Genomic DNA, 21,479 nt, shown 5'->3' on the forward strand with positions numbered 1-21,479 from the left:
TAAGAGAACAACAAGGGGGCGTCAGGGTTCGACAGAACTGCAGTGACTCTTCGTTGCGAGCCGTGGATTCTCGTTGGCCACGTAAAAAACGAGTAAAAAAGTAACTGCGAACAACAACTTCGCTTTCGCTGCCTAAGATGCAGTGCGTGAGCCAGAGTCGAGCCGGTAGGCCCTGATCCTCGCGTCGCAAATCCGGATCGCTTGACGAGCTTCTGTTCGTAGTAAGTTGAGCTAAAACTAATCGAACTGGGTGACGGGTCAGGTGGTCTCGGCAGAGACCCGCACCGAGATTCAGTACAGAGAAGACGCTCGTGGGAACGCTGGGAAGCCAGTTTTGGAAGGGGGTTCAATTCCCCCCGCCTCCACCAAATCTCCGTTTTTAGACTTCAGGAGTCAGGCTTCTGGCTTCAAATCGCAACTGTTTTTTAGGTTCAATCGTAATTGCAGTGTCGGTGAACCGCGTCGTTGTTAAGCCAAAGGTTTTGTCCCGCTTTCGGTTTGCGCTTGTTAGCTACGCGCTTGTCGTCCTTGTCACGCTTGCTGTTGTGTACGTGCGCCAAAGCCAGAGGCAAGACTTTCTCCGTGACTACTCGACTGAGCAGTGTCGGATCGTCGAGAAGAAGATTCAAAGGAAACCTGGCCTTGTGCAGCGGGTACTGCACTGTCCAGGACCGGTTGCGAACCGCACCGAGCAAATCGACGCATCTCAACTGGAGGTGCCTGCGATTGGGCAAAGCATTGAAGTCTTCTACAGCAGGTCGAATCCGACCCTGTGGCTTTCTAAGCCGCCGACGGCCGATTGGAATTCGAGCATTGCCATTTGGGAATGGCTGGTTGTTTTGGGGATTGCCGGTGGCATTGGGGCTTGGATTGGGTTCCAGTGGTGGCCGGTTCGCAAAGACCTCAAGCGGTTAGAATGCATGCCGCTTGTCGTGGCGTCGCTAGTGAAATCCGAAGATGTGGAGTCCGACAAGGTTCACGCCTGGATTGAGTTTTGGTTTGAGGAGAAGAAGTACAAGGCGGATTTGGCGGTGCCGAAAGATCGCGTCGGAAGGTTCCTCGACGCGCGCAGGTTCTTGTTGGAGATTGAGAATAATGATCCCCACACGATTCGCTACCACTTTGGTTCGACTTACTGTCTGTTGCTTCCGCCGCTGAATTGATAGGCCATTTGATCAGAGGCCGTTCGCTCTTCCGGTAATTAGGGGTCGCCCCGATTCCGCTTTGCTCATCGGGGTCTTCGACTTCGCTCCTTGGACTTTTTTTTGAATCGCGGACTTTACCCAGGCCTCTGTTCCTCTGGAACTCCGACCCGGGCTAACATGGAACGGGCCTTCAGCCCTGCGTCGGAGCCAGTTGTAGGTTGGCTGGTTTCGCCGCAAGTTGGTCCATGCCATGTTAAGCGCTCAAGTTCGGATAAAGTAACCTAGATTTGAACCAACCCGTATCTATTCTCGTGAGTGAGGTTCGGTTGAAGCCGAAGTTTATTACGGGCTATCGGCAATCGTTGGGGTTTGTTGGCGTCTGTTTTTTTGTCGCCGCATTGGCGCTTGCGTATGTGGAATCTGGGCGGGCCGGGTTCGTGACCGACCATACGGAGACGACATGTACGGTTGCTTCCCGATCGATGGGAAAGACTTCCTCTTTAGAGCTTCGCTGCGACGACCATTTTCCTCGGGAAGAGTCGACAGTCGGCCAATCCGTGTACGACGAGAACCCGGTTGGCACCCAATTCCCCATCTTCTATGCCAAAAATGCGCCCCAGATTTGGGAGCGGTTCGCGCCAACGGCCACTTGGAGTCAGGCCAGGGCTAAGCAAGAGTGGTTCATCTTGGCTGGAGTTGCCGCGGTAGCCGCCATGATCTTTCGAGCGATTTGGCGAGCTGGGCAGGGCGAACTCGCCTTTCTTCGACATGCGGAGCTTCTCGACGCCGAAATCGTGGATGTCGCCAATGTCGATACGAGGCAAAATCGGGCAACCCTGAGGGTGAAGTTTCGACTTGATGGCGAGTGGAAGGAATTGTCTTTGGATGGCGGTACAGGGGATTTAGGGCAGTACTACACGGACCGCCAAATTCGCGTTGCGGTTCAAGATGGTCAGCCGATAGAGATCAGGGCTCTCAACAAGATGAACTTTGCTGAGCCGTGCCCGAAGGTCCCAAGCGATACCAGCATCGAAAGTCCCAGCGGCTGAACAACTCTCCTTAGATGCTCGTTGATGGCTTTCCATCTGGAACACGCCATGAAGCTGGGAATTTCCGAATCTCGAACCAAGGTCAGGATGGCTGACCTCGAAAACGCCTTCCTCGACTTTCTATCGAGCCACTCCACCACGATCCTGCGATGGGCGATAGCAGTAGTCTTCATCTGGTTCGGGGCGTTGAAGCTGGTTCCGGGCGTAAGTCCGGCCGAGGCGATCGCAGGCCGGACGCTTCAAGAGTTGTCGCTTGGCGTGCTCAAACCGTCGTTGTCGCTCCCGTTGCTTGCGCTTTTGGAGGTCACGATCGGATTTGGGTTTCTGTTTGGTCGTCGACTCAAGCTCACTCTATGGCTTTTGATGGGGCACATGGCGGGCACGCTGACGCCGTTCGTGCTGTTTCCTCACGAGAGAGACGATGTCGAGTTTTGGCGTACCGACGATGCTGGGCCAGTACATCCTGAAGAACTGCGTTTTGATTGCCGCCGGGCTGGTGTTGTTCGGCAGTCTGAGGGCGACTGCCGAACCAACTGGGGCTAGGACCTAATTCGAGGCATTGTCCACGAAGCAAATGCTGTCTGGCGTGTTGAAGGCTACCGACGTTCCGCCAGTACACACGAGTGACGGGAAGGGAATCGGTGTATCACCCCATCCTTGGTATGGATAGTAGTTGCTATCGAGCGTGTACTGCCGAGAGGCATGGATGTAGTTTTGGGGATTACCGAATGCGCGCAAAGTGACCTGATTTTTGGGGAATTTGTTGGTCGCCAGAGTGTAGACCTCGCTACCATTAGCGCTGATTGTTGAGGCAAGCGGCACCGAACCGTTGAAGGCAAAGCCATGTTCGAGCGCGAGGGTTTGAGAGTTATACATCTGCCCTACGCTCATCAGAATCGAGTTTCCGACAGCCGTGAACCTTCCGCCTAGGGCAGTGTAATCGGAGGGGTTCGCTCTGGCGAAAATGTTCTTTGCGCCGGGCGTGAAACCGGACGCATCGAACGTGAACACCTGGTTTTGATTGAAGATTTGGGTGGCCACGATCTTGTTCGGGCCGAGCCACGCCGCTGAGGAGAAACCTCGTGGAGCGTTGGCGCTAATGACGGTTCCATGATCCACGACGATGATCGCATGGTTGCCGTGGGCATCGTGGTGGACGACAAGGATTCGGTCTTCATCATTGGGATCGACGATGATCTGCCCAATTCGAGACGTGATGCCAGGGAAAGTTACCGAAATCGGAGCCGATAGAGTTTCGTCAGGAAGGCTCATTTTCCGGACCGAGTTGGCACCTTCAAGACCGATCCACATCGACTGCCCACTGGGCGTGACGGTGAGAGCGCTGGCGACACCGCCGACGGGAATGGTGCGGGTGATGGTCGCCGTCTTGGGGTCGATGACGGCGATAGTCTGACTTGCCGGGTCGTTCGCGCCCATGGCAGACCAGAGAATCTGTCGGTTGGCCTCCCATTCGAGAGCGTTGGATTGGCGATTGAGGATTCGCGAAGCCTGGCTGGGTTGCGGGCCGATCACCATCTCTCGGACGAGCCAGATAGAGCCGAGGGTAACCCGGATGGGAATGGTTCCTTCATCGGTAAGGGTTGCCAGGCCCGTCGGAGAAATCGTTACCGAGGGATTGGCGTGATCAACTTCGTAGTGGGTGATCCGATCGGGAGAGGCCAGGTACCATGAGTTGGGTCCCACTCTGTCCCTAGCCGCGATATTTACGTGGGACTGAACGGTCGTGCCAGCGACCAAGTTGTTCCAGCCGAAGTCGCATTGGAAATATCCGTATCGATCGATCACGTTGAATGCGACGCCGAATTTTGGGGTCGCACTGCTTGGACCTAATGAGTCGGTGAAGGTGGCATCGTTTTTAAACCAGATGTTGGCCACGTTCCACGCGACGTCGGTGCCGCCAGCGTTCGTTTCGGAGAAGTACTCGAGCTTGACTGCATGGTTGCCGGGCATGGGCCGAGAAGGAGGTTCCGACGCAAATGTCCTCGGCAACCTCGACTTTGGCGCATTGACGACCCAGGAAAGGTCTGCCCCAGGTCCCGAACCGTCGGCAATCGTTATTCGAACCGATTGAATGGCGTCGGGATGGCCCTCCGATGCCTCAATGGGTAGGAAGATCGTGAATTTGTTTGAGAGCTGGGTCTTTGCGCTGGTGACATCCATTGTCGCGGCTCCGCCGCAACCGAGAAGAAGTAACCCCAACATCAAGCCAGCACAATCCGTGTGCTTTCGAGCCATGACTTAGATAATTATATGCCTTTGCCAGTATTTTTACAGGGTTTTACGGATTAAAGGGTGTCAGAAGCAGTTTCTGGAAGCTGACGGGGCCGTGGTCGCCTTGGAGAAGAATCGGTCCGGGCTCGCCTTCGTTGGAGTCCAGTGCACCCCCGGTGATGCCGGGAATCGTGTCTTCGACGACTAAGTGGCCGTTCAGTTCGACTGTGACCTTTCGGCCGATCAGTTCGATCACCGCGTGGTTCCACTCTTCGGCGGGATGGATGGCGTTGCGGTTTGGCGCAAAGAAGCCGTAGATGGCCGCAGAAGAGCCGACGGACGGCTCGGAACCGAAATCGTCGAGAATCTGGAACTCGTATCGCCCGCGAAGGTAGATGCCGCTGTTGCTCTTTTCCGGGTAAGTGTATTCGGCCTCTAGCCGGAAGTCGGTGAATTTCTGGATGGAGACGATGTCGGTGCCCTTGGCCGAATTCACCAGGATGCCGTTTTCCATCGACCAGTTGAAAGCCATATCCGTCCATCGGGCAGTAAAGCCTTCGAGACCAGCGGCGATGAGATCGATAGGTTCGCCGGGGGTGCCGGCAGCGCGGTCCATGGCGGGGGCACGGGTGCCAGACACGGGGTATGGCTCGTCCTCCCAAATCCAGGCTTGGCCAGAGATGTAATCGCCCTCGATGGTCAGCTCGAATCGGAGGTCGGACTTGCAGCCCTCGTACTGCGGCGGAAGTGCGAAGGAGAGGCGATTGCCGTCGATAACGATGCTGGGGATGGGGCGGGAACTGCCCCAGATGCCAACGTAGCGGCCAACGATCTCGCCTAAATCATTGGAAATCTCGAACCAGGATGGGAAGGGGCCGGAGGGGCGATGGACGGTGACGTCCCACGCGCCAAGGACAGAACTCATGGCCGAGAGTTTACTTGCGTTGTGTCCCGGCACTTCGGCGCCGGGACACAAAGTGTCACCCTTAAAGGCTCGGAGCGTGGGGCACGACGTACAGACCCTTGGCAGTCAGGACGGCAAAGCCGGTGGCTCCAAACCGCGTGGTTTGGATGACGCCTTCCGATGAAGCGCTGTCCAGAGGCAGGGTTGCAGCTTGGATCGGGCCCATGCTCGACAAGTCGAAGCCTCGAATGATTCTCGGATAAGAGCCGGCGACGGTCAGCCAAGCCGAATTTCCATTCGAGTCGGTCGCGACGCTTTCGTAGGCTTCCGAGCCGTTCGTCAACTGTCCCTGAGATGTCAGGAAACCGCTGGAGAAAACGTCTCCGTTTTGGAAGTAGACATTGTTGCCTGCAAGGCCGATGTTGCCGCTATGGGCGTTGGGAGCATCGACCGAGCCGAGGACCACGGCATCATTGGTGTCCATCAGGACTCGGTAGATCGTGTTGTTCCCACCATTCTGGATTCCGTCGACCGTCTGCGAAGATGTCCAAACGACTGTGGCGGCGGTGTCGAGGGCAGGGGCGGTTTGGTTCACGATTACGCCGCTGCGATAGAAGATCGGACCCATTGCATGCTGTCCGCTAGCGTCTGACAGGCAGACGGCGATGTCGGTCGTCGAGTTCGGTGCGAACTTGATATCGGAGGCGATTCCGCTTGCATAGAGCGAACTGAAGTCGATGGTGGCCCCGGCCGTTCGGCTGGTGAGATCGACGACACGCAAAGTACTCGAACCGTTGATGCCGACATAGGCGACGGTTCCATCGGCGGAGACAGCAATCGCACCTGGGTTCGAACCGACCGCGATCGGCGTACCGATAGTGCCGGTGGCGGGATCGATGTCCACGATAGAATCGGGGTAGGCGGTTGACGCGCCAAACGTGCCCCAGAACTTATTGTTTCCGGCATCGTAGGCGATATGGTTGGCGAGGAATGTGTATTTTGTGAAGGTCGCCGCGGGCGGAGTGACATGGACCGAGGTCGAACCGGTCACCGCTTCAAAAGTAGCTTGGACGCCGATCGTCCCTTCGGCGACGCCGGTCAGCGTCTTTCCAGCGAGAGTCGCAAAGGGAGGATTACCGGGCAAGGTGATGTCAACAAGGTCCTGGGGAAGAGCCACAACGTCTGCGCCGCTTCGGCCAGAGACGGTGACGGTTTCGAACGTGTTTGCGGCTAGGTCGGGAGCGGTGACCACGAGCGAGGTGAGCGTGCTGTTGTAGGTGACCGTGCCGAAGGCGGTGCCATCAGGGTTCAGGACGGTGCCGTTCGAGAGCACTTCTATGCTGGCGGAGGCTGATGCGACGTTCGTTCCTGCGCCAGCGGCGGCGTTGAAGAAGGTCACGCTTAGCGTGCCGTGGCCAGATTCGACCGAGCCAGGACTCTGGTAGAAGACGGTTTGGGCGGTAAGGCCAGCGGGGCGATCGACGGTCCAAGTGGTTGGCGTTCCCCCTGTGGGCGTGAACGTGATAGTTGCCGATTTAGCGTAGCTCGGACCCTGCACGTCGCGAGTCAGGGCGGCCCAAGCAATTGGTACCTTGGGCGAAGTCAAACCGGAAGAAGAGCTGAGGGCACCGCCACAGCCAGATAAGGAAAACGAAGCAAGAATTGCAAGGACGAGAGACCCCGTAACGACGCGAGATCCAGATTGAATAGCCATATTGATCCACAGCGGCGCAACATAGGTGTTGAACCCGGCACTAGCCCTCTACCGGTCCAGAAAAAGACTCCCCACCGCGCCTATTTGAATTCTAGGCCAAGCCCGCCCCACAAAGAAAGTCCTATAAGAATTTTCACTGAGTTGTCGTTTGGATGTTCAAAAGCTTATGTTCATAGTTTACAAATATGTTCAGAAATGACCACATTCACAAAATGCTCCCCTATCATGGGGATTGACGGAGGACGATGATGTCTACCTGGCGCGAAATTTCCGACCACATCAAGAATCGTATCGATTCTGGTGAATTCAATTTTGGCCAGAAATTGCCTCGAGAAGCCGAGCTAGGGGAGGAGTACTCCGTCAGTCGTTCAACGATTCACCGTGCCCTCGAGCTTCTCGAATCCCTGGGCTACGTCGAGAGTCGTAAACGCGGCGGAACATATGTTCGCAAGGAGCCGCGCGAGAAACGCCACCTGGTCGCCCTTATTTTTGATAGGGTGGCTAAGAACTTCGACTTTCCGTCTTCAGAAATGATCGACGGCATCAAGGATGCCTTGGGCGATCAGTTTGGGCTGGTCCTGTGCGACTCCAAAGATTCCATCGAGCGCGAGGCGAACTTTTTGTCGCGCATGTCTCGCGAGACAGATGGAATCATCTGCTTCCCGATCGCCGACCAGCGGGATGGAACGTTTCTCGAAAAGCTCCACGCGACGGGCTTTCCGGTTGTGGTCGTCGACCGAATTCCAGTTGGCTTCAAGGGCAGCGCGGTGATCTCGGACGACCGAGGCGCGACCCTGTCGGCGATCCGCATGCTTCGCGACCACGGGCATAAACACATCGGCTTTCTTGGCTTTCATAAGGAGACGGTTACGTCGGCGATGGCCCGTTACAATGCGTTTCTGGAAGGCATGCGGGAGTGCTTTGGCATCGACGGAGAGCCTTTCGTGCGTTGGATTGGGCGCGAGTTCGAGATGAACGGCGACTTGCTTCAGACCTCGATCAACGACATTGTTTTTTCGATGACCAAAGGACCCCAGCAGGTTACGGCGCTGTATTGCATCCAGGACGACATTGCGCTCAAGGTTCTGCGGGCAGCCGAACAATTTAACATCCGTATTCCGGACGATCTGGAGATTGTGTCCATTAATGAGTGGCCGCCGCTGGCTCTTCGGCGGCCCTGGGACATCCACCGGATCGTGCGAAAGAAGTTCCGAATCGGCGTGGTCGCCGCCGAACTTCTACAAGAGCAAATGAGCGGGGCGAGGACACCCTCGCAAACCTGTCGAATCGAAGCCGATTTCATCCCGTCAACCCCCCAAAACTCGCCGCTCCTCGATGAGGTGCAGGCGTGGCTCGAGGACGAAAAGAAACAAAAGGAAATCCTGCAATGAATACTCAAAGACGAGCTTTCACGCTCATCGAACTACTTGTCGTCATCGCGATCATCGCGATTTTGGCCGCTATCCTCTTCCCGGTTTTTGCCCAAGCTAAAATGGCGGCGAAACGGACCTCCGATCTATCGAATGTGAAGAACATCACGCTCGGTGTCGTCATCTACGAGAGCGATACCGACGATATGCTCCCGCTGAGCCGACTCGTGGATAACGGCGCAGACTGGTGGACTTCCAAGATGCACTCCTGGAAAGATGCCACCTTGCCCTACATCAAGAATGGTGGCAAGAACTATGGTGCCGGCGAGACCTACAAGCAAACCAGCGGCGGCGGCATCTTTGAATCGCCAATCGCCGATGCGCCTTGGTCGGACCTCTCGCCGCTGTATTGGGGCTTCCCCCCGATGACAGGAACGGGCGACGAGACGACACGCTTCCCGCGATCTTATGCACTGAACAGCAGCGCCGGATTCAATGAGCAGGGCAACGCCATCATCGGCCAGATGCAAACGGGAACGTTGCAGGGCGGCTCGGGTTCATCGACGCTCCTGAACGATCCGGCCAAGACGATTTTGCTGGCTCCGACGCGAACGTTCTTTACGGACGCATGGGCCGACACGGTCGCTTATATGTGCACGCCGGGCGGATTACCGGCGGGCGGGCAGATCACGTCGTGCATTCAGGGCACGAAGAACCACAACGCAACGTTCGGCTACTTTGATGGACACGCCAAGAACGTGAACGCGGTCAGCACAATCGCCACGGACCAATGGGGCTACTACCAATGGAGGAACGCCCAGAGTCCCTCGACTCCGACGTATCAGCAGCAAATCGTCGATTCGGCCAACACGATCAAGGAGTGGGTCAACTAATGCGTTGGCTGCCGTTCTTGGTTTTGGCGGCGACCCTCTCGTTGAGCGGATGCGGCGGCGGTAACGACCATAGCGCACCTCCGCATACGGCGGATGAGCAAATAGCGGTTGAGGCAGTGAAGAACCTTACGCCAGAACAGCAGATCGAGCGTGCGCAAAACTCGCCGATGCCGCAGGCGGCCAAGGATGCTTTGATCAAGTCGATCAAAGAAAAGAACGGCATGAAGTAGATAACCTCTGCGAAGGGGCCGGCCGGCGTGAGTCGGACCGGCCCCACATTGTGATTGGAGAAAATTTTTGAATTTGATGACCTTTGAATGTCCGAAAAACGTCCTAACTGAGATGCCGTCCGACTTGGTCGGATTTCGGGCAGGAGGACAATGATTTTCATGGCGCTATCTCTTGCAGCGCAAGCAACCCTCAATAATTCGGCTGACTTGGCCGCTCGAATCGAAGCATCCTACTTCTATCCGAAGACCGGCTACTACAAAGAGGAGCTGGATAAGAACGACAAGGCCTTCGACTGGACCCTCGGAATCATTTTGTCCTCGCAAAATGCGCTGGCCAAGCTCGATGAATCGAATGTCGACAAGCTGAAGAAGACTTTGGAGAAGGCGGACACATATTGGAATCCGACTGGTCCAGTTGGAGGATTCGACGTGTTGCCGGGCCCGCCGTATCCCAACGACCGCTACTATGATGACAACGCCTGGATGGTGATGTCGCTGGTCGAAAGCTACCAGATCACGCACGATAAGCGATGGCTGGATCGGGCCGAGGACAGTTTGAAGTTTGTGCTGAGCGGCGGGGACGACAAACTTGGCGGGGGAATCTATTGGCGAGAGAAGGAAAAGGAGTCGAAGAACACGTGCTCGAACGGACCGGCGGCGGCGGCGTGCCTGGCGGTGTATCGCGAAACGCGGGAGCCAGACCTTTTGGAGAAGGCAAAGGCGATCTATGCCTGGACGAAGAAGACCCTGCGCGACCCGAAGGATGGTTTGTACTTCGATAACAAGCGACTGGATGGCAAACTTGGCCGGACCAAGTGGTCGTATAACTCGGCTTTGATGCTTCGCTCTGCGCGAGGATTGTTTGAGGAGACCGGCGATCCGCGGTACAAGACTGACCTGGACGCCCTGCAGAAGGCGTGTATCGACCACTGGGTGAAGGAGGACGGTTCGATCGACGACGAGCTTCAGTTCTCGCACCTGCTGTTTGAGAACCTCGACCCCAGTCAGTTCGATGCGACGAGCTGCATCACGAAGCTGATGTCGCTCAAGCAGGACGATGGTTTTTATCCGAAGCGGTGGTCGTCCAATACGACGCCTTTGGCGAAGCTGATCATTCAGGCGTCGGCGTTGCGGGCGTTTGCCACGTACGAGCTTTGGGTGAAAGAAGGGAAGGTTAGGTAGGCTTCGCCTTCGTGCGAGTGCGTTAGCTACCGGAGACGGTGAGGCCATCGGAGGCAGTAAAGCCTTCGTAGGATGCCTGGATGGTTGCGGCTCCGGCGGCGACGCCGGTTTCCTCGTTATTGCTGACGGTGACAAACGACGATCCGCTCGTCACCGTCAGGTCGATGAGTCCCTGAGGCAAGGCAACGATTCCGTCGGGCGTGACTCCGGTGACAACGACAGGCACGGTATCTCCAACAACGACGTCGGGTGCATCGACCTGCAGACCGGTCAGAGTCTTGTTATATGCGATGGTGCCCAACGCCCCGCCATCGCTGTTTTGGATGGTTCCATCGATGTCGATGTACACATTGACGGCGGCAGTGGCGACGGTCGCACCGGTACCGCTCGGGCCGGATTTGAAAACGACCTCTAGTAGGCCAGCCGAACCGATTGGTACGGAGCCACCCGCGTAGACGATGGTTTGGGCGTCCGTCGTTGCAGGCCGATCGAGGGTCCAGACAACGGGCGTGAGACTGAAGTCGGAGGTGAATGTGAACGTCGCCGACCCGGCATAGGCGGGAGCCGAGAACTCGCGAGTCTGGGCGGGCCACGCGATGACCGTCCGGGCCGAAACGAACGCCGAACCGCCGCCGCCACAGGCGGCGAGGGTGCAGACAAGCACGGCGAAGGAAGTGAGGCGGACGAGGTTGTTCATGACGTGGACGGAAGTTTTAGTTTAGGTGATTTGTGGCTCGGTTCGCTGGCGCCTCCTTTGGATGCCAGCCACGACGTGAAAAGGGGTGAACAGGATACTGAGGTAGAGGAACCAGTCTCCGAGGGTGCGATCCAGAGTCCAGATGCGCTTTCCTTTGACCGTTGCCGTCATTGGTCCTTGTTTGTCGCTCATTTCCTTTACGATGCCGCCGCGCTCGTCAACGATCATCGATCCGAAGTTGCCGTCCGCGCGGACGATGGCGATGCCGGATTCGGCGGCGCGGATCGGGGTGTAGGCGGCGTGCATGGCGGCCATGAAGTAGTGGGCGGAGTCGGGATCGATGGTGGGCAGGGCGACGACGCGGACCTCGGGCTGGTTGGCCGACTCGCGAATAATGGTGGGGAAGCAGGAATCGTAGCAGATGTTGAGGGCGACTTGGCCGGGTAGCCCAACGAGCGGAACCTCAACGGGCTTGTTGCCGGGCGCGTGCATCTTGGTCTCGCTTCCGAAGAGCTTCCTCTTCTCGTAGCGGTTGGATTCTTGACCATGGAAGAACATGGCGGCGACGTTGTGCGGCAGGGGCTGGGCGGTGTCGCGAAAGCTGGTGATGAGCGGTGCGCCTTTGGTTGAGATCTGCTTGAGCTTGGAGGTGTCGTCGCCGAAGACGAAGAGCATTCCGGCGAATTCTGGCCAGACGACGAACGCGGGTTTGGCTTGGCTCGCGTCGAGGTGGGCGGCGACGAGTTCGTGGTCGAGGCCGTCGGTGATTTGGGCGGCTCCGACCGTGAGCCCGGTGGCGGCTTCATGGCCGAAGGGGTGCATTTTCGAGGTGACGAAACTGGCGGCGACGATGGCGACGGCGATGGGGAGCCGCTTCTTGATCTCGCGCGAGAGGTAGATGTTGGCGCTCCACACGAGGAAGCTCATGAGCCAGACTCCGCCGATGCTGGCGATTAGCATCATGAGCCAATTTCGGTATTGGGTGAGGGCCAGGTGGGCGGGAATCTGGAAGAGCAAGAGCGACTCGAGGACCACGGCGAGGCACCCGAGCCAGATGACCGGCCGCTCGTGGTTTTTGCCCTCGGCGTAGATACCAAAGAAGAGCGAAAAGGAGGCGGCGAAGATGCCGCAGGCGGTGTAGGTCCAGGCGGCAGGGGCATCGTGTTTGAAGGGATAGAATACGCCGGTGTTGGCGAGGGACGCGCACCAGAAAATGGCAGCGAGACCGGATAGGAAGCCGACGAGCAGACCCTTCTCGCGGGTGGCGAGAAGGAGGGGGATGAGCATGATCCAGGCGAGGTAGGATTGCTCGCCGAGGGGAAGGGCGAGGCAGAGCAAGGTTCCGGTGGCCATTGCCGCCAGTAGCGCGATGCCTAGGTCTGCTAGCCGTTTTCCCACCGTCAGAGGCTTCAACGTATGATTGAGGCGGGATGTTTCGTGCGTCAGTGGGCCGAGTTTGGCTATCGTGAGGGGTTACGTTCTGGGCCTTTTTGCTGTTGGTGGGCTGTCCCGATTCACTTCGCTTTCCGATTCTGCTTCGCCTCTCGGAATCGTAGACATTTCCCTATGGCGGGAACTTCGTGATGCCCACATGCCGAGTCGTCGTATTCCCGTTACAAGCCAGGGGCGGTGGAGAGGACATACAGGTCGCCGTCGGCGAGGATGGCTAATCCGGTCGCATCGGTGCGGACCATTCCTTGAATTTCGGCGTTGTTGGGCATGGTCTGATAGTCGACCCACTTCAGGGTATTGGCATCGATGCAGACGATCAGGTGGGGTGCCGAACCGGTACCCACGGACCACAAATTATTGGTCGTTAGGTCGGTTGTGGGGATTCTGAAACCAGCGCCGTACACACCGGCATCGCTGAGATCGGTGGCGGAAAAGACGCGTCCATCCGAGTAGAGAACTCGAGAGCCTGAGACATTCAATGTTCCAACGAAGAACTGTCCCGTGTCTTTCCCCTGAACCGCATCAACCGAATTGGACGAAACTTGGAATCGACTCATGGGGCCGCTTGACAGACCGATGGTTGTGCCCACCAACTCGGTTTCCGAAGTGTAGCGGGCAATGGTCGATGTGCCACTTGGCGTCCCAACCTCGATTCCATCGCGGTAAACCACGGGGCCAACCCCGAAGATGTGGTCGGGCGCTTGATGAGCGCAGACTGCGACCTCGTTTGCATGCACCGGATTGACGGAAATGAAGATGGCTCGCGGATCCGAGCCGACGGCAGAAAGGTCGATCATGTGACTGATCGATCGCGTGGAGGTGTCGATCATCGGCAAGCTTGGGGAGTTTGCAAGCATCACGTAGGCGGTGGTGCCGTCGGCCGAAATGGCGATGTCGGTCGGAGTGTCGCTTAGGGAAATCGGGGTTCCCATTTGACCGCTCGCGAGGTTGATATCGACGATCGTCTTATTGGTGGGATCGGTGCCCCAGACCGTATTGTGGAGGGAATCATAAGCGATCTGGGCAACCGGGAAATGATAGTGTGGGACGTTGATGGTGAGCGGCTTGACCTCAATAGACCTAGTGATGGTGATGCCTTCGAAGACGCTTTGGACGGTCACTAGTCCAGCCTTTACGCCATGAAGCTGATTGTGGTCGAGCGTTGCATATTGGCCGCCGCTCGAAATCGACGTATCGATCAACTGCTGGGGCAGAGCTACTTCTCCGTACTTCGAGAGACCGACAACGGAAATCGTCTGCGTGTCGCCGACGGAAAAGTCGGGCGTGGTGTTGTACAAGCTATCGAGCGTAGTGGCGTAGCCGATGGTTCCAATCGAGCCTCCCTGTAAGTTGAGGAGGGTGCCATCGGACGTGATCTTTACATCAAGAGTGGCGGACGCCACGATAGGTCCTTGACCACCAGCGTCCGACTTGAAGTCGATGTTGAGACGAGCGGTGGTCGAGTGGAACGGAGAGGGGCTGGTGGTGGTCACCGATTGAGCATTGGTGCGTGCGGGTCGATCGACGGTCCAAGTTACCGGCGAGACATTTGGGTCGTCCGACTGGATTGTGATCACCGCTGATCCGGCGTAGGTTGGCGCTTCAAATCCACGCGTGAGGCTGGGCCAATCGATGGTCAACTGCGGGGAAACGTCTACGGTTGCTGAGCCGCCGCATGAAACAACGGTCAGGATGAATAGCACGAAGCAGAGCATTCGCGCTAAAGAACTAGCGGCCAACTTCATAAAAGCCAACTCGGGCAACGCCATTTACATGGCGTGCCGCCCACGTAACTATTGTACAACCGATTCTGGTTGGTGCTCGTCGGGGTCTAGGTTAGTGCTTGATGTAGTCCTCAGAGTGGCCGAGTTCTTCGGGCGCGTGGAGGCGGAGCATCATCCAGTCGACATCGTGGGGGACCTGGTTTGAGGACATCTTGCTCACGACTACCATGAGGATGAGCGAGAGGGGGACGCCCCAAATTGCGGGTTGTTCCAGGAGTGAGCGGGTGAGTTCGGAGACGTCCATCGAGACGACCTTTTTGTCGAGAAGCATAACCATGACGATGGCGGCGAGGGACGCGAGTCCGCCGATCAGCATGCCGGTGGCCGCGCCTTTGGCCGTGAGTCCTCGCCACCACGAGCCGAGCAGGAGGAGCGGGAAGTAGGACGCCGCCGCAATGGCGAACGCCCAACCGACCATCATGGCGATGTCGAAGCTTTGGACGAGGAGGCCGAGAACCATGGAGACAAGGCCCACGCCAATGGCGGCGAATTTGAACGCGTTCTTGCGTTGGTGGGCGTTTGAGTCGGGGCGAATCATCTTGCCGTAGATGTCGTGAGCGAAGGCGCTAGACATCGAGACGAGGAGCCCGCTGAAGGTGGACATGAACGCCGCGAACGCACCCGCAGAGGTGATTCCGCTGAGGATGTGGCCGAAGAGGTCATTGCCGATCTGGTTCGGGAGCTTGATGATGGCGCTATCGGTTGCGCCAGTGACGTAGAGCGACGGCAGGGCGGCGCGGCCCAAAGCGCCCCACATCGGTGTGAAGATGTAGAAGATTCCAAGCAGGACCATGACCCAGAGGGTAGTGCGCTTGGCGGCGCGGCCGTCGGGGTTGGTGTAGAACCGGACGAGGATGTGGGGAAGGCCGGCGGTTCCGCACACCAGCGCGATGATCAGCGAGTAGGTGTAGAGGAGCGGGAAGCCGTGCTTGGAGGTGAGCGGTCCGAACGGGTTAACCCACTTGGCATTGGTCGGTGCGTTGGGCGTGTCAGCGAGGCCACCCTCCATTGCATTCGTGCCCGAGAAGCGAATTTCGGAAGGCTTTTCGAATTCGATTTTGAGGGAGGCTTTGGTGACTTTTCCGTCTTTATCGGTCACATCGAACGGCGTGACCTGGAGCAGAGTGTCCTTGGGGACGGCTAAGCTTTTGCTCTTGGTGGAGATATCGAGAACGGCACCAATGGGTTTGATGGCCCCGGAGGCATCGAAGGTTGCGCCCTCTTTCGGCTTGGGATTGACGGAGATCGAGGCGAGGACGGTGTCCTTCTCGATGGCGATCATGGTGGGGGCCGCAGTGCTGAGAGCGATCGCGTTGTTTGGCGCGGCTTCTTTGCCTTTGATCTTGATGGCGTCACCTTTCACAAGCGGCGTCGCTTTCGGCTCTGCGAGGGCTTTGGAGACGGGCTGATTGTAGAAGCCGACGACGGACATGACAACGAAGCATGGAAGGGCGATGGCGAAAAGCTTCACCCAGTACTGCATTGCCTGAACGATGGTGATGCCCTTCATACCGCCGAGGGCAACATTGAAGGTGATGACGCCACCCACGACAATAATGCCGACATAGTACGGCCACCCCATGATGGTCTGCATGGTGAGCCCGGCGGCTTTCATCTGCGGCATCGTGTAGAAGAAGCCGATGAAGAGTACGAAGAGGACGGCGACCTTGCGGAAGGCGGGGCTGTGAAATCGCCCCTCGGCGAAGTCGGGAATGGTGTAGGCGCCGAAGCGGCGGAGCGGTCCGGCGATAAAGAGAAGCAGAAAGAGGTATCCGGCGGCGTACCCAACGGGGTACCAAAGCGCATCGTAGCCGAACTTCATGATGAGGCCGGCGATGCCCATGAACGAGGCGGCGGAGAGGTATTCGCCAGAGATGGCGCTGGCGTTCCAGAAGACGTTGACGCTTCGACCGGCGACGAAGAAGTCGGCGACGGATTGGCTCTTCTTGGTGGCCCAGATGCCAAGGCCGATGGTGGCAGCGGTGACCAGGATCACGAAAATCAGCTCGATCATTTCGTCTCCTCGCGGATGATTTCGTGTTCGATGCCTTCGGAACCTTTGACGAACCACGTGGAGAGCGCCCAGGTGAGCGGGTAGAAGAGAACGCCGAGGATCAGCCAGGTTAGCGAGAATCCGGCTATGTTGGTCTTGGCCAAGTCGGGGAGGTAGAGGTTAACGAGCGGTAGCCCGACGAGGACGAGAACAAAGACACAAGCGACCGACAGACTGAGTCGGAGCTGCTTCTTCATCATCTTCTTCGAAAGTTCAGAAGCCTTCTGCTGATCCATTCAGGGGAATTATAGCGGTTCGGGGTCGAAGTGGGAAGTTTAGATTTAACGAAAAATCTGAGGTGGTGGGTTTGGCGCATTTTGTTCTAGAGTTGTGTCGGCGATAATCGCCCTCCTGCGGACAAGCCTACGGCAGGGCTTAGCCCGGGTCGTCCCGATGATCGGGACTCCTCGGACTCATGCTATTGCGGTTCTTTCCAAGGTGGCTAATATCTGCGACCCCTCCTGGGTCTGGCCACACCAGTCGGCACTTTTTGGGGAACAGCAGAAAAATCGCACATACGCCGCTTTGAGCTTTCGGGAAGGCGGGCTATTGAGTGTCTTCGTCGTCTCGCAGTCTTGTTGACGCTCGGTTGATGGTGTCGTCGTATATCTTTGCTCGTGCCTATGAAGGGCATAAGAATTTATCAGGATTCTGTTATGAAGATGAAACGAGTTTTACAAGCTTTTACCCTCATCGAGCTTTTGGTGGTTATTGCGATCATCGCCATTTTGGCGGCCATTCTGTTTCCGGTCTTTGCCCAGGCGAAGGCGGCGGCCAAGCAGAGCGCTTGCCTGAGCAATATGCACCAGGTCGGCGTGAGCATGATGCTTTACACCAGCGATGAGTCGGACATGTATCCGACGCTTTTGCCGATTACCTCGCCGATTAATAGCGGTGGCGACCCTTACATGCCGTACGACATGGCGATTATGCCGTACATCAAGAACACCCAGATCTTCCATTGTCCGACCGATCCAGGTGCGTTTCCGAACTGGATGGGGCAGAGTTCGTTCTGGGACGGCAACTACTACAGCCGCAAGTTCAAGCGGTCTTACTCGATCGTTGGGAACTTAGACACGGTGCAAAGCGGGGCGCGGGACACGAATACGGGGATTGGAATCCACAGCGGATTCGACCCATACCCGGATAGCTACAACATCACCTCGCGCAGCACGACGTCGTTCGACGAGCCGTCCAGTTCGATCATTCTGGTCGAGGACTGGCTGGATTCGTCGAACTCTGACGATTCGTGGATCGGTTGTCCGTATGGTTCGGTGTTCATGGGTTGCGACGTTCAAGAGATTCCGGGAAGGAAGTATCCGCCCGTAAGTCCATCGGACGAACTGCCGCCGACCTGCACGAACACGCATGGACCGGGTGGCGGGAGCCATACGTCGGGGCAGAATTACGCGTTTTCGGATGGCCATGCGAAGTTGATGGATTACTATCGAATTCGGTCGAACGACTATTGGCTGTTCAAAGTCAGTAAACCGGCCACTGCGGTTTCGCCTTAGTTAATTGAAGAAGAGCTGAGAAGGTTCGACCTTCTCAGCTTAAATGCCTTGGAGTGTGGGCGACTAAGCTCCAACAACTACCATCCAGTACACAAGGTCTTGTGACGAGTTGCGGACCGATACAATGGTGGGATCAAGGTGGCGGCTTGTCAATTTGGTGAATCCAATTTGGGTCGAACCATGCTCCTCGAATTGAGTTGCCAATTGGGCTGGGCGGGAGGACTCTATTTTTAGACGATTTGCCTTGGATAACCAGTCGGCACCAATGTCTGAACATTGGTGCTGAAACGGCTCACTGATTCTGATTTCACTGGGAGCCACGGTCTCCTTCCAACCCGATGGGGTGGATTGAAAGGCAAGATCATGAGAACCCGTATCGGATTCCACACGGAGCAAGGCGATCTCGTTTGGGTGGCTTTGGCCAAACTCGACCTGCGCTGATTTGCTCTTAAGGTGGAGCGAGGCGATCTGGAGATCGGGGGCAGTCGAGGTGAGTAGCTTGACGGCTTTTACAGCCGAATGATCGAAATGAAAACTTATTTTCTGATCGCGGCAGGCAACGGTTGGAAATTCCGACGAGACCACCTCAGGCTGTTCGGTTGGGGATGTTGGCGTAGGTTGGACAGCCTTTGCGACCGGGGCCGGATGCGAGCGCTTCGAGTAAACGAAAAGGACAGCGACGATCAACACGGAAAGAAGTCCAAGCCGAACAGGAACAGAGTCGAAACCTATGCGTAGAGTGCGCCCCACTTGCCGCCACATAAGGGCATTATATCAGGGGTTTCTCTGAACGCAAATTAGCTAACGACTGCTTTCGACTTCACTGCTGCGCCTACTAGACCAGCGAACAGAGGATGCGGTCGATTTGGACGGCTCTTCAGTTCGGGGTGGGCTTGGGTCGCGATGAAGAACGGGTGAGCGGGAACCTCCACCATTTCGACCAGTCGGTAGTCGGGCGAGACGCCCGAGATGACCATTCCGTGCTGTTGGAGCTTTTCGCGGAAATCGTTGTTGACCTCGAATCGGTGGCGGTGGCGTTCGGTGATGCGGGTCGCGTTGTAAAGGTTGTGGGCGAGCGTGTTGTTGACCAGGTTGCACGGGTAGGAGCCGAGCCGCATAGTCGCGCCCTTGTCCTTGACGCCCTTCTGCTCGGGTAGCAGGTGGATGACTGGATACGAGGCGGAATCGGTCATTTCTTCGGAGTTTGCGCCTTCGAGGCCACAGACGTTGCGCGAATACTCGATGACGGCCATTTGAAGCCCCAGGCAGATGCCGAGGAAGGGAATTCCTTGTTCGCGGGCGATCTTGATCGCCTCGATCTTGCCTTCGATGCCTCGGCTTCCGAATCCAGGGGCGACCACCAAGCCGTCAATGCCCTTGAGGACTTCGGCGGGGGCTCCGGCCTTTTCAAGCTCGTCGCTCTCGATCCAGCGGATGCTGACCGACGCCTTATGCGGGATGCCGGCGTGGATGAGGGCTTCGGCGATTGATTTATAGGCGTCGCCGTTGGACGTGTATTTGCCCACGACGGCGATGGTGACTTCGCTGACCGGGTGTTTGAGGGCGTCGACGAGTTGTTCCCATTCCTGCATCTGGCCCTTGCGCTGTTCGAGCCCGAGGCGCTTCGAGACGAAGTCGCCTAGGCCCTTCTCTTCGTACAGGAGGGGGACTTCGTAAATGGTGTCCACGTTCTGCGACTGGATGACCGCTTCGGTGGGGACGCCGCAGAAGAGGCTGATCTTGTCGATGACCTCTTCGGACATCGGAACCTCACAACGGCAGATGAGGACATCGGGCGAGATGCCGATTTCGCGGAGTTTGTAAACGCTGTGCTGGGTCGGCTTGGTCTTGACTTCGTGCCAGGGACCGACGGTGGGAACGAGCGTCACGTGGACGTACATCGTGTTCTCGTAGCCAAGGTCGGTGCGCATTTGGCGGATGGCTTCGAGGAAGGGAAGCGATTCGATGTCACCGACGGTGCCGCCGATCTCGGCGATGACCACATCCGCTTCTTGTTCCAAAGCAACGTGCTTGGCGAGTCGCTTGATCTCGTTGGTGACGTGGGGGATGACCTGGACGGTGCCACCGAGATAGTCGCCTCGACGTTCGGCTTCGATGACGTTGCGGTAAATTTTTCCGGTGGTGATGGAGCTGCCTTTGGAGCAGTTGACGTCCATAAATCGCTCGTAATGGCCAAGATCGAGGTCGGTTTCGGCGCCATCTTCGGTGACGAAAACCTCACCGTGCTGGTAGGGGTTCATCGTGCCGGCATCGACGTTGATGTAGGGATCGAGCTTGATGGGAGCGACGGTGAAGCCGCGGTTGCGGAGGAGTCTTCCGAGGCTGGCGGTTGCGACTCCTTTTCCGATTCCACTTACAACGCCGCCGGTTACGAAAATGTACTTTGTCGCCATGATCCCAACTCCCTCAAGACACAAAGACGCCGCGCTGCGCCGAAAAGTGTGGGGTTTTTAGAAGTATACGACCAGCGGGTGGGGCGTTGTCGGCAAATCGAAGAAATGCCCATATTTTTGGGGGCGACGGGGGCCGTCGTCAATCCCTCGGTTCGCTCGTACCTTGCTCACCGATCCCTTTTCTAAGGGATAGCTTCGATTGAGGAGGATTCTGGATTGGGAGAGCAGATAGCGAGTCTATTTCAGTTGGGAGTTGGGGTCTCCGCTTCGCTACGTGAGCTTGGCACCCTTCTGGTGGACCCTATCCGGAGAAGTATCTTTGTGGCACCTATTTGGCGGACCCAGTCCACAGAAGTATGTTTGTGCTCAACCAGTCACTGCTGGACCGACATATCGATGGTCGAGTAAAAACAAAACGCCCCATCGTCGATGGGGCGTTTTGTCGAACAAGACCGACTTACTTTGAGTCGTCAGAATCGTCGGATTCTTCGTCGTCATCCGACTCATCGTCGTCCGATTCCTCTTCATCGTCGGAGTCATCTGAAGCTTCGTCAGTTTCTTCGGTGTCCTCGTCCTCCGAGTTGTCGTCGTCAGACTCCTCCGTCTCTTGCTCATCAGTCGCTTCTTCGGTCGCCGCAGCTTCCTCATGACTTCCTCCGATTCCGATCTTCTCGAGGAGGCCGCCAACCATGTCGCCATGGATTGCCTGTTCGATCTGACCTTCAATTGAATCCGGGATTCGGTCGCGGTTTTGGTTGAGCAAATTCTCGGCTTGATCGGTGATGGTTTCCTTGGTGATCCCGAGCTTGTCGGTTAGGTTGTGAAACAGGTCAGACATAGGTCAGA

The 21,479-nt window shown here is 57.0% G+C and carries 18 protein-coding genes, 1 other RNA gene and 1 pseudogene; 10 read left to right on the forward strand and 10 right to left on the reverse strand.

The window, feature by feature from the left end:
* The first annotated feature begins 14 nt into the window (after positions 1-14).
* From ssrA to GC165_18975, 4 genes are all read left to right on the forward strand, one after another.
* Positions 15-368, forward strand: a transfer-messenger RNA (tmRNA) gene (ssrA, locus tag GC165_18960).
* A gap of 84 nt (positions 369-452) precedes the next feature.
* Complete coding sequence (locus tag GC165_18965) at positions 453-1,163, forward strand: hypothetical protein (protein MBI1334951.1); 711 nt, start codon at positions 453-455, stop codon at positions 1,161-1,163.
* Positions 1,164-1,471: 308 nt separating this feature from the next.
* Entirely contained in the window at positions 1,472-2,194 is a 723-nt protein-coding gene (locus tag GC165_18970; GenBank protein MBI1334952.1) for a hypothetical protein, read from the forward strand.
* 24 nt (positions 2,195-2,218) lie between these two features.
* The gene (locus GC165_18975; GenBank protein MBI1334953.1) at positions 2,219-2,737 is read left to right on the forward strand and encodes a DoxX family membrane protein; all 519 of its coding nucleotides are present in this window, start codon (positions 2,219-2,221) and stop codon (positions 2,735-2,737) included.
* Between the two features lie 3 nt (positions 2,738-2,740).
* Here GC165_18975 and GC165_18980 read toward each other — a convergent pair whose 3' ends face one another.
* The 3 genes from GC165_18980 to GC165_18990 form a co-directional block, all read right to left on the reverse strand.
* On the reverse strand, positions 2,741-4,450 hold the full coding sequence (locus GC165_18980; GenBank protein ID MBI1334954.1) for a hypothetical protein: 1,710 nt from the start codon (positions 4,448-4,450) through the stop codon (positions 2,741-2,743).
* Between the two features lie 43 nt (positions 4,451-4,493).
* Positions 4,494-5,351: a DUF1080 domain-containing protein gene (locus GC165_18985; GenBank protein ID MBI1334955.1), complete on the reverse strand. Its 858-nt coding sequence runs from the start codon at positions 5,349-5,351 to the stop codon at positions 4,494-4,496.
* A gap of 61 nt (positions 5,352-5,412) precedes the next feature.
* Complete coding sequence (locus GC165_18990; GenBank protein MBI1334956.1) at positions 5,413-6,936, reverse strand: hypothetical protein; 1,524 nt, start codon at positions 6,934-6,936, stop codon at positions 5,413-5,415.
* Positions 6,937-7,289: 353 nt separating this feature from the next.
* Here GC165_18990 and GC165_18995 point away from each other — a divergent pair, with 353 nt between their 5' ends.
* The 4 genes from GC165_18995 (at position 7,290) to GC165_19010 (ending at position 10,719) form a co-directional block, all read left to right on the forward strand.
* Positions 7,290-8,435, forward strand: coding sequence for a GntR family transcriptional regulator (locus GC165_18995; GenBank protein MBI1334957.1), 1,146 nt, complete (start codon positions 7,290-7,292; stop codon positions 8,433-8,435).
* Complete coding sequence (locus GC165_19000) at positions 8,432-9,307, forward strand: prepilin-type N-terminal cleavage/methylation domain-containing protein (GenBank protein MBI1334958.1); 876 nt, start codon at positions 8,432-8,434, stop codon at positions 9,305-9,307. The genes GC165_18995 and GC165_19000 overlap by 4 nt, the downstream gene beginning before the upstream one ends.
* On the forward strand, positions 9,307-9,537 hold the full coding sequence (locus GC165_19005) for a hypothetical protein (GenBank protein ID MBI1334959.1): 231 nt from the start codon (positions 9,307-9,309) through the stop codon (positions 9,535-9,537). Before GC165_19000 ends, GC165_19005 begins: the two co-directional genes overlap by 1 nt.
* 150 nt (positions 9,538-9,687) lie before the next feature.
* Positions 9,688-10,719 carry a hypothetical protein gene (locus GC165_19010; GenBank protein MBI1334960.1) on the forward strand — a complete coding sequence of 344 codons (1,032 nt, stop codon included), beginning with the start codon at positions 9,688-9,690 and terminating at the stop codon, positions 10,717-10,719.
* 22 nt (positions 10,720-10,741) lie between these two features.
* Here the strand turns inward: GC165_19010 and GC165_19015 are convergent, their stop codons facing one another.
* From GC165_19015 to GC165_19035, 5 genes are all read right to left on the reverse strand, one after another.
* Positions 10,742-11,416 (reverse strand): hypothetical protein, encoded by a 675-nt coding sequence (locus GC165_19015; GenBank protein ID MBI1334961.1) that lies wholly within the window; start codon positions 11,414-11,416, stop codon positions 10,742-10,744.
* A 21-nt stretch (positions 11,417-11,437) separates the two neighbouring features.
* Complete coding sequence (locus GC165_19020) at positions 11,438-12,814, reverse strand: hypothetical protein (protein MBI1334962.1); 1,377 nt, start codon at positions 12,812-12,814, stop codon at positions 11,438-11,440.
* Between the two features lie 215 nt (positions 12,815-13,029).
* A complete protein-coding gene (locus GC165_19025) occupies positions 13,030-14,613 on the reverse strand; it encodes a hypothetical protein (GenBank protein ID MBI1334963.1) in 1,584 nt (527 codons plus the stop codon).
* Between the two features lie 91 nt (positions 14,614-14,704).
* Positions 14,705-16,666 carry a cation acetate symporter gene (locus tag GC165_19030; GenBank protein MBI1334964.1) on the reverse strand — a complete coding sequence of 654 codons (1,962 nt, stop codon included), beginning with the start codon at positions 16,664-16,666 and terminating at the stop codon, positions 14,705-14,707.
* Positions 16,663-16,941, reverse strand: a complete 279-nt coding sequence (locus GC165_19035) for a hypothetical protein (GenBank protein MBI1334965.1) — start codon at positions 16,939-16,941, stop codon at positions 16,663-16,665. Before GC165_19035 ends, GC165_19030 begins: the two co-directional genes overlap by 4 nt.
* Positions 16,942-17,328: 387 nt before the next feature.
* Between GC165_19035 and GC165_19040 the strand changes: the two genes are divergently transcribed.
* Complete coding sequence (locus GC165_19040; protein MBI1334966.1) at positions 17,329-18,219, forward strand: prepilin-type N-terminal cleavage/methylation domain-containing protein; 891 nt, start codon at positions 17,329-17,331, stop codon at positions 18,217-18,219.
* A gap of 63 nt (positions 18,220-18,282) precedes the next feature.
* Here GC165_19040 and GC165_19045 read toward each other — a convergent pair whose 3' ends face one another.
* A complete protein-coding gene (locus GC165_19045; GenBank protein ID MBI1334967.1) occupies positions 18,283-18,981 on the reverse strand; it encodes a hypothetical protein in 699 nt (232 codons plus the stop codon).
* 35 nt (positions 18,982-19,016) lie between these two features.
* On the reverse strand, positions 19,017-20,633 hold the full coding sequence (locus tag GC165_19050) for a CTP synthase (protein ID MBI1334968.1): 1,617 nt from the start codon (positions 20,631-20,633) through the stop codon (positions 19,017-19,019).
* 461 nt (positions 20,634-21,094) lie between these two features.
* Here GC165_19050 and GC165_19055 point away from each other — a divergent pair.
* Positions 21,095-21,193, forward strand: a pseudogene (locus GC165_19055) (EF-hand domain-containing protein).
* The last annotated feature ends 286 nt before the right edge of the window (positions 21,194-21,479 follow it).

This window comes from Armatimonadota bacterium, from assembly GCA_016125185.1.
GTDB lineage: Bacteria > Armatimonadota > Fimbriimonadia > Fimbriimonadales > Fimbriimonadaceae > Fimbriimonas.

What these genes read in the sequence shown, in the direction of transcription:
- GC165_19000 (MBI1334958.1), top strand. Translation starts at nt 8,432, where the DNA reads ATGAATACTCAAAGACGAGCTTTCACGCTCATCGAACTACTTGTCGTC.
- GC165_19040 (MBI1334966.1), top strand. Translation starts at nt 17,329, where the DNA reads ATGAAGGGCATAAGAATTTATCAGGATTCTGTTATGAAGATGAAACGA.
- GC165_18995 (MBI1334957.1), top strand. Translation starts at nt 7,290, where the DNA reads ATGATGTCTACCTGGCGCGAAATTTCCGACCACATCAAGAATCGTATC.
- GC165_19035 (MBI1334965.1), bottom strand. Translation starts at nt 16,941, where the DNA reads ATGGATCAGCAGAAGGCTTCTGAACTTTCGAAGAAGATGATGAAGAAG.
- GC165_18985 (MBI1334955.1), bottom strand. Translation starts at nt 5,351, where the DNA reads ATGAGTTCTGTCCTTGGCGCGTGGGACGTCACCGTCCATCGCCCCTCC.
- GC165_19010 (MBI1334960.1), top strand. Translation starts at nt 9,688, where the DNA reads ATGATTTTCATGGCGCTATCTCTTGCAGCGCAAGCAACCCTCAATAAT.
- GC165_18980 (MBI1334954.1), bottom strand. Translation starts at nt 4,450, where the DNA reads ATGGCTCGAAAGCACACGGATTGTGCTGGCTTGATGTTGGGGTTACTT.
- GC165_19030 (MBI1334964.1), bottom strand. Translation starts at nt 16,666, where the DNA reads ATGATCGAGCTGATTTTCGTGATCCTGGTCACCGCTGCCACCATCGGC.
- GC165_19015 (MBI1334961.1), bottom strand. Translation starts at nt 11,416, where the DNA reads ATGAACAACCTCGTCCGCCTCACTTCCTTCGCCGTGCTTGTCTGCACC.
- GC165_19025 (MBI1334963.1), bottom strand. Translation starts at nt 14,613, where the DNA reads ATGAAGTTGGCCGCTAGTTCTTTAGCGCGAATGCTCTGCTTCGTGCTA.
- GC165_19050 (MBI1334968.1), bottom strand. Translation starts at nt 20,633, where the DNA reads ATGGCGACAAAGTACATTTTCGTAACCGGCGGCGTTGTAAGTGGAATC.
- GC165_19045 (MBI1334967.1), bottom strand. Translation starts at nt 18,981, where the DNA reads ATGTGGCGGCAAGTGGGGCGCACTCTACGCATAGGTTTCGACTCTGTT.
- GC165_19005 (MBI1334959.1), top strand. Translation starts at nt 9,307, where the DNA reads ATGCGTTGGCTGCCGTTCTTGGTTTTGGCGGCGACCCTCTCGTTGAGC.
- GC165_18975 (MBI1334953.1), top strand. Translation starts at nt 2,219, where the DNA reads ATGGCTTTCCATCTGGAACACGCCATGAAGCTGGGAATTTCCGAATCT.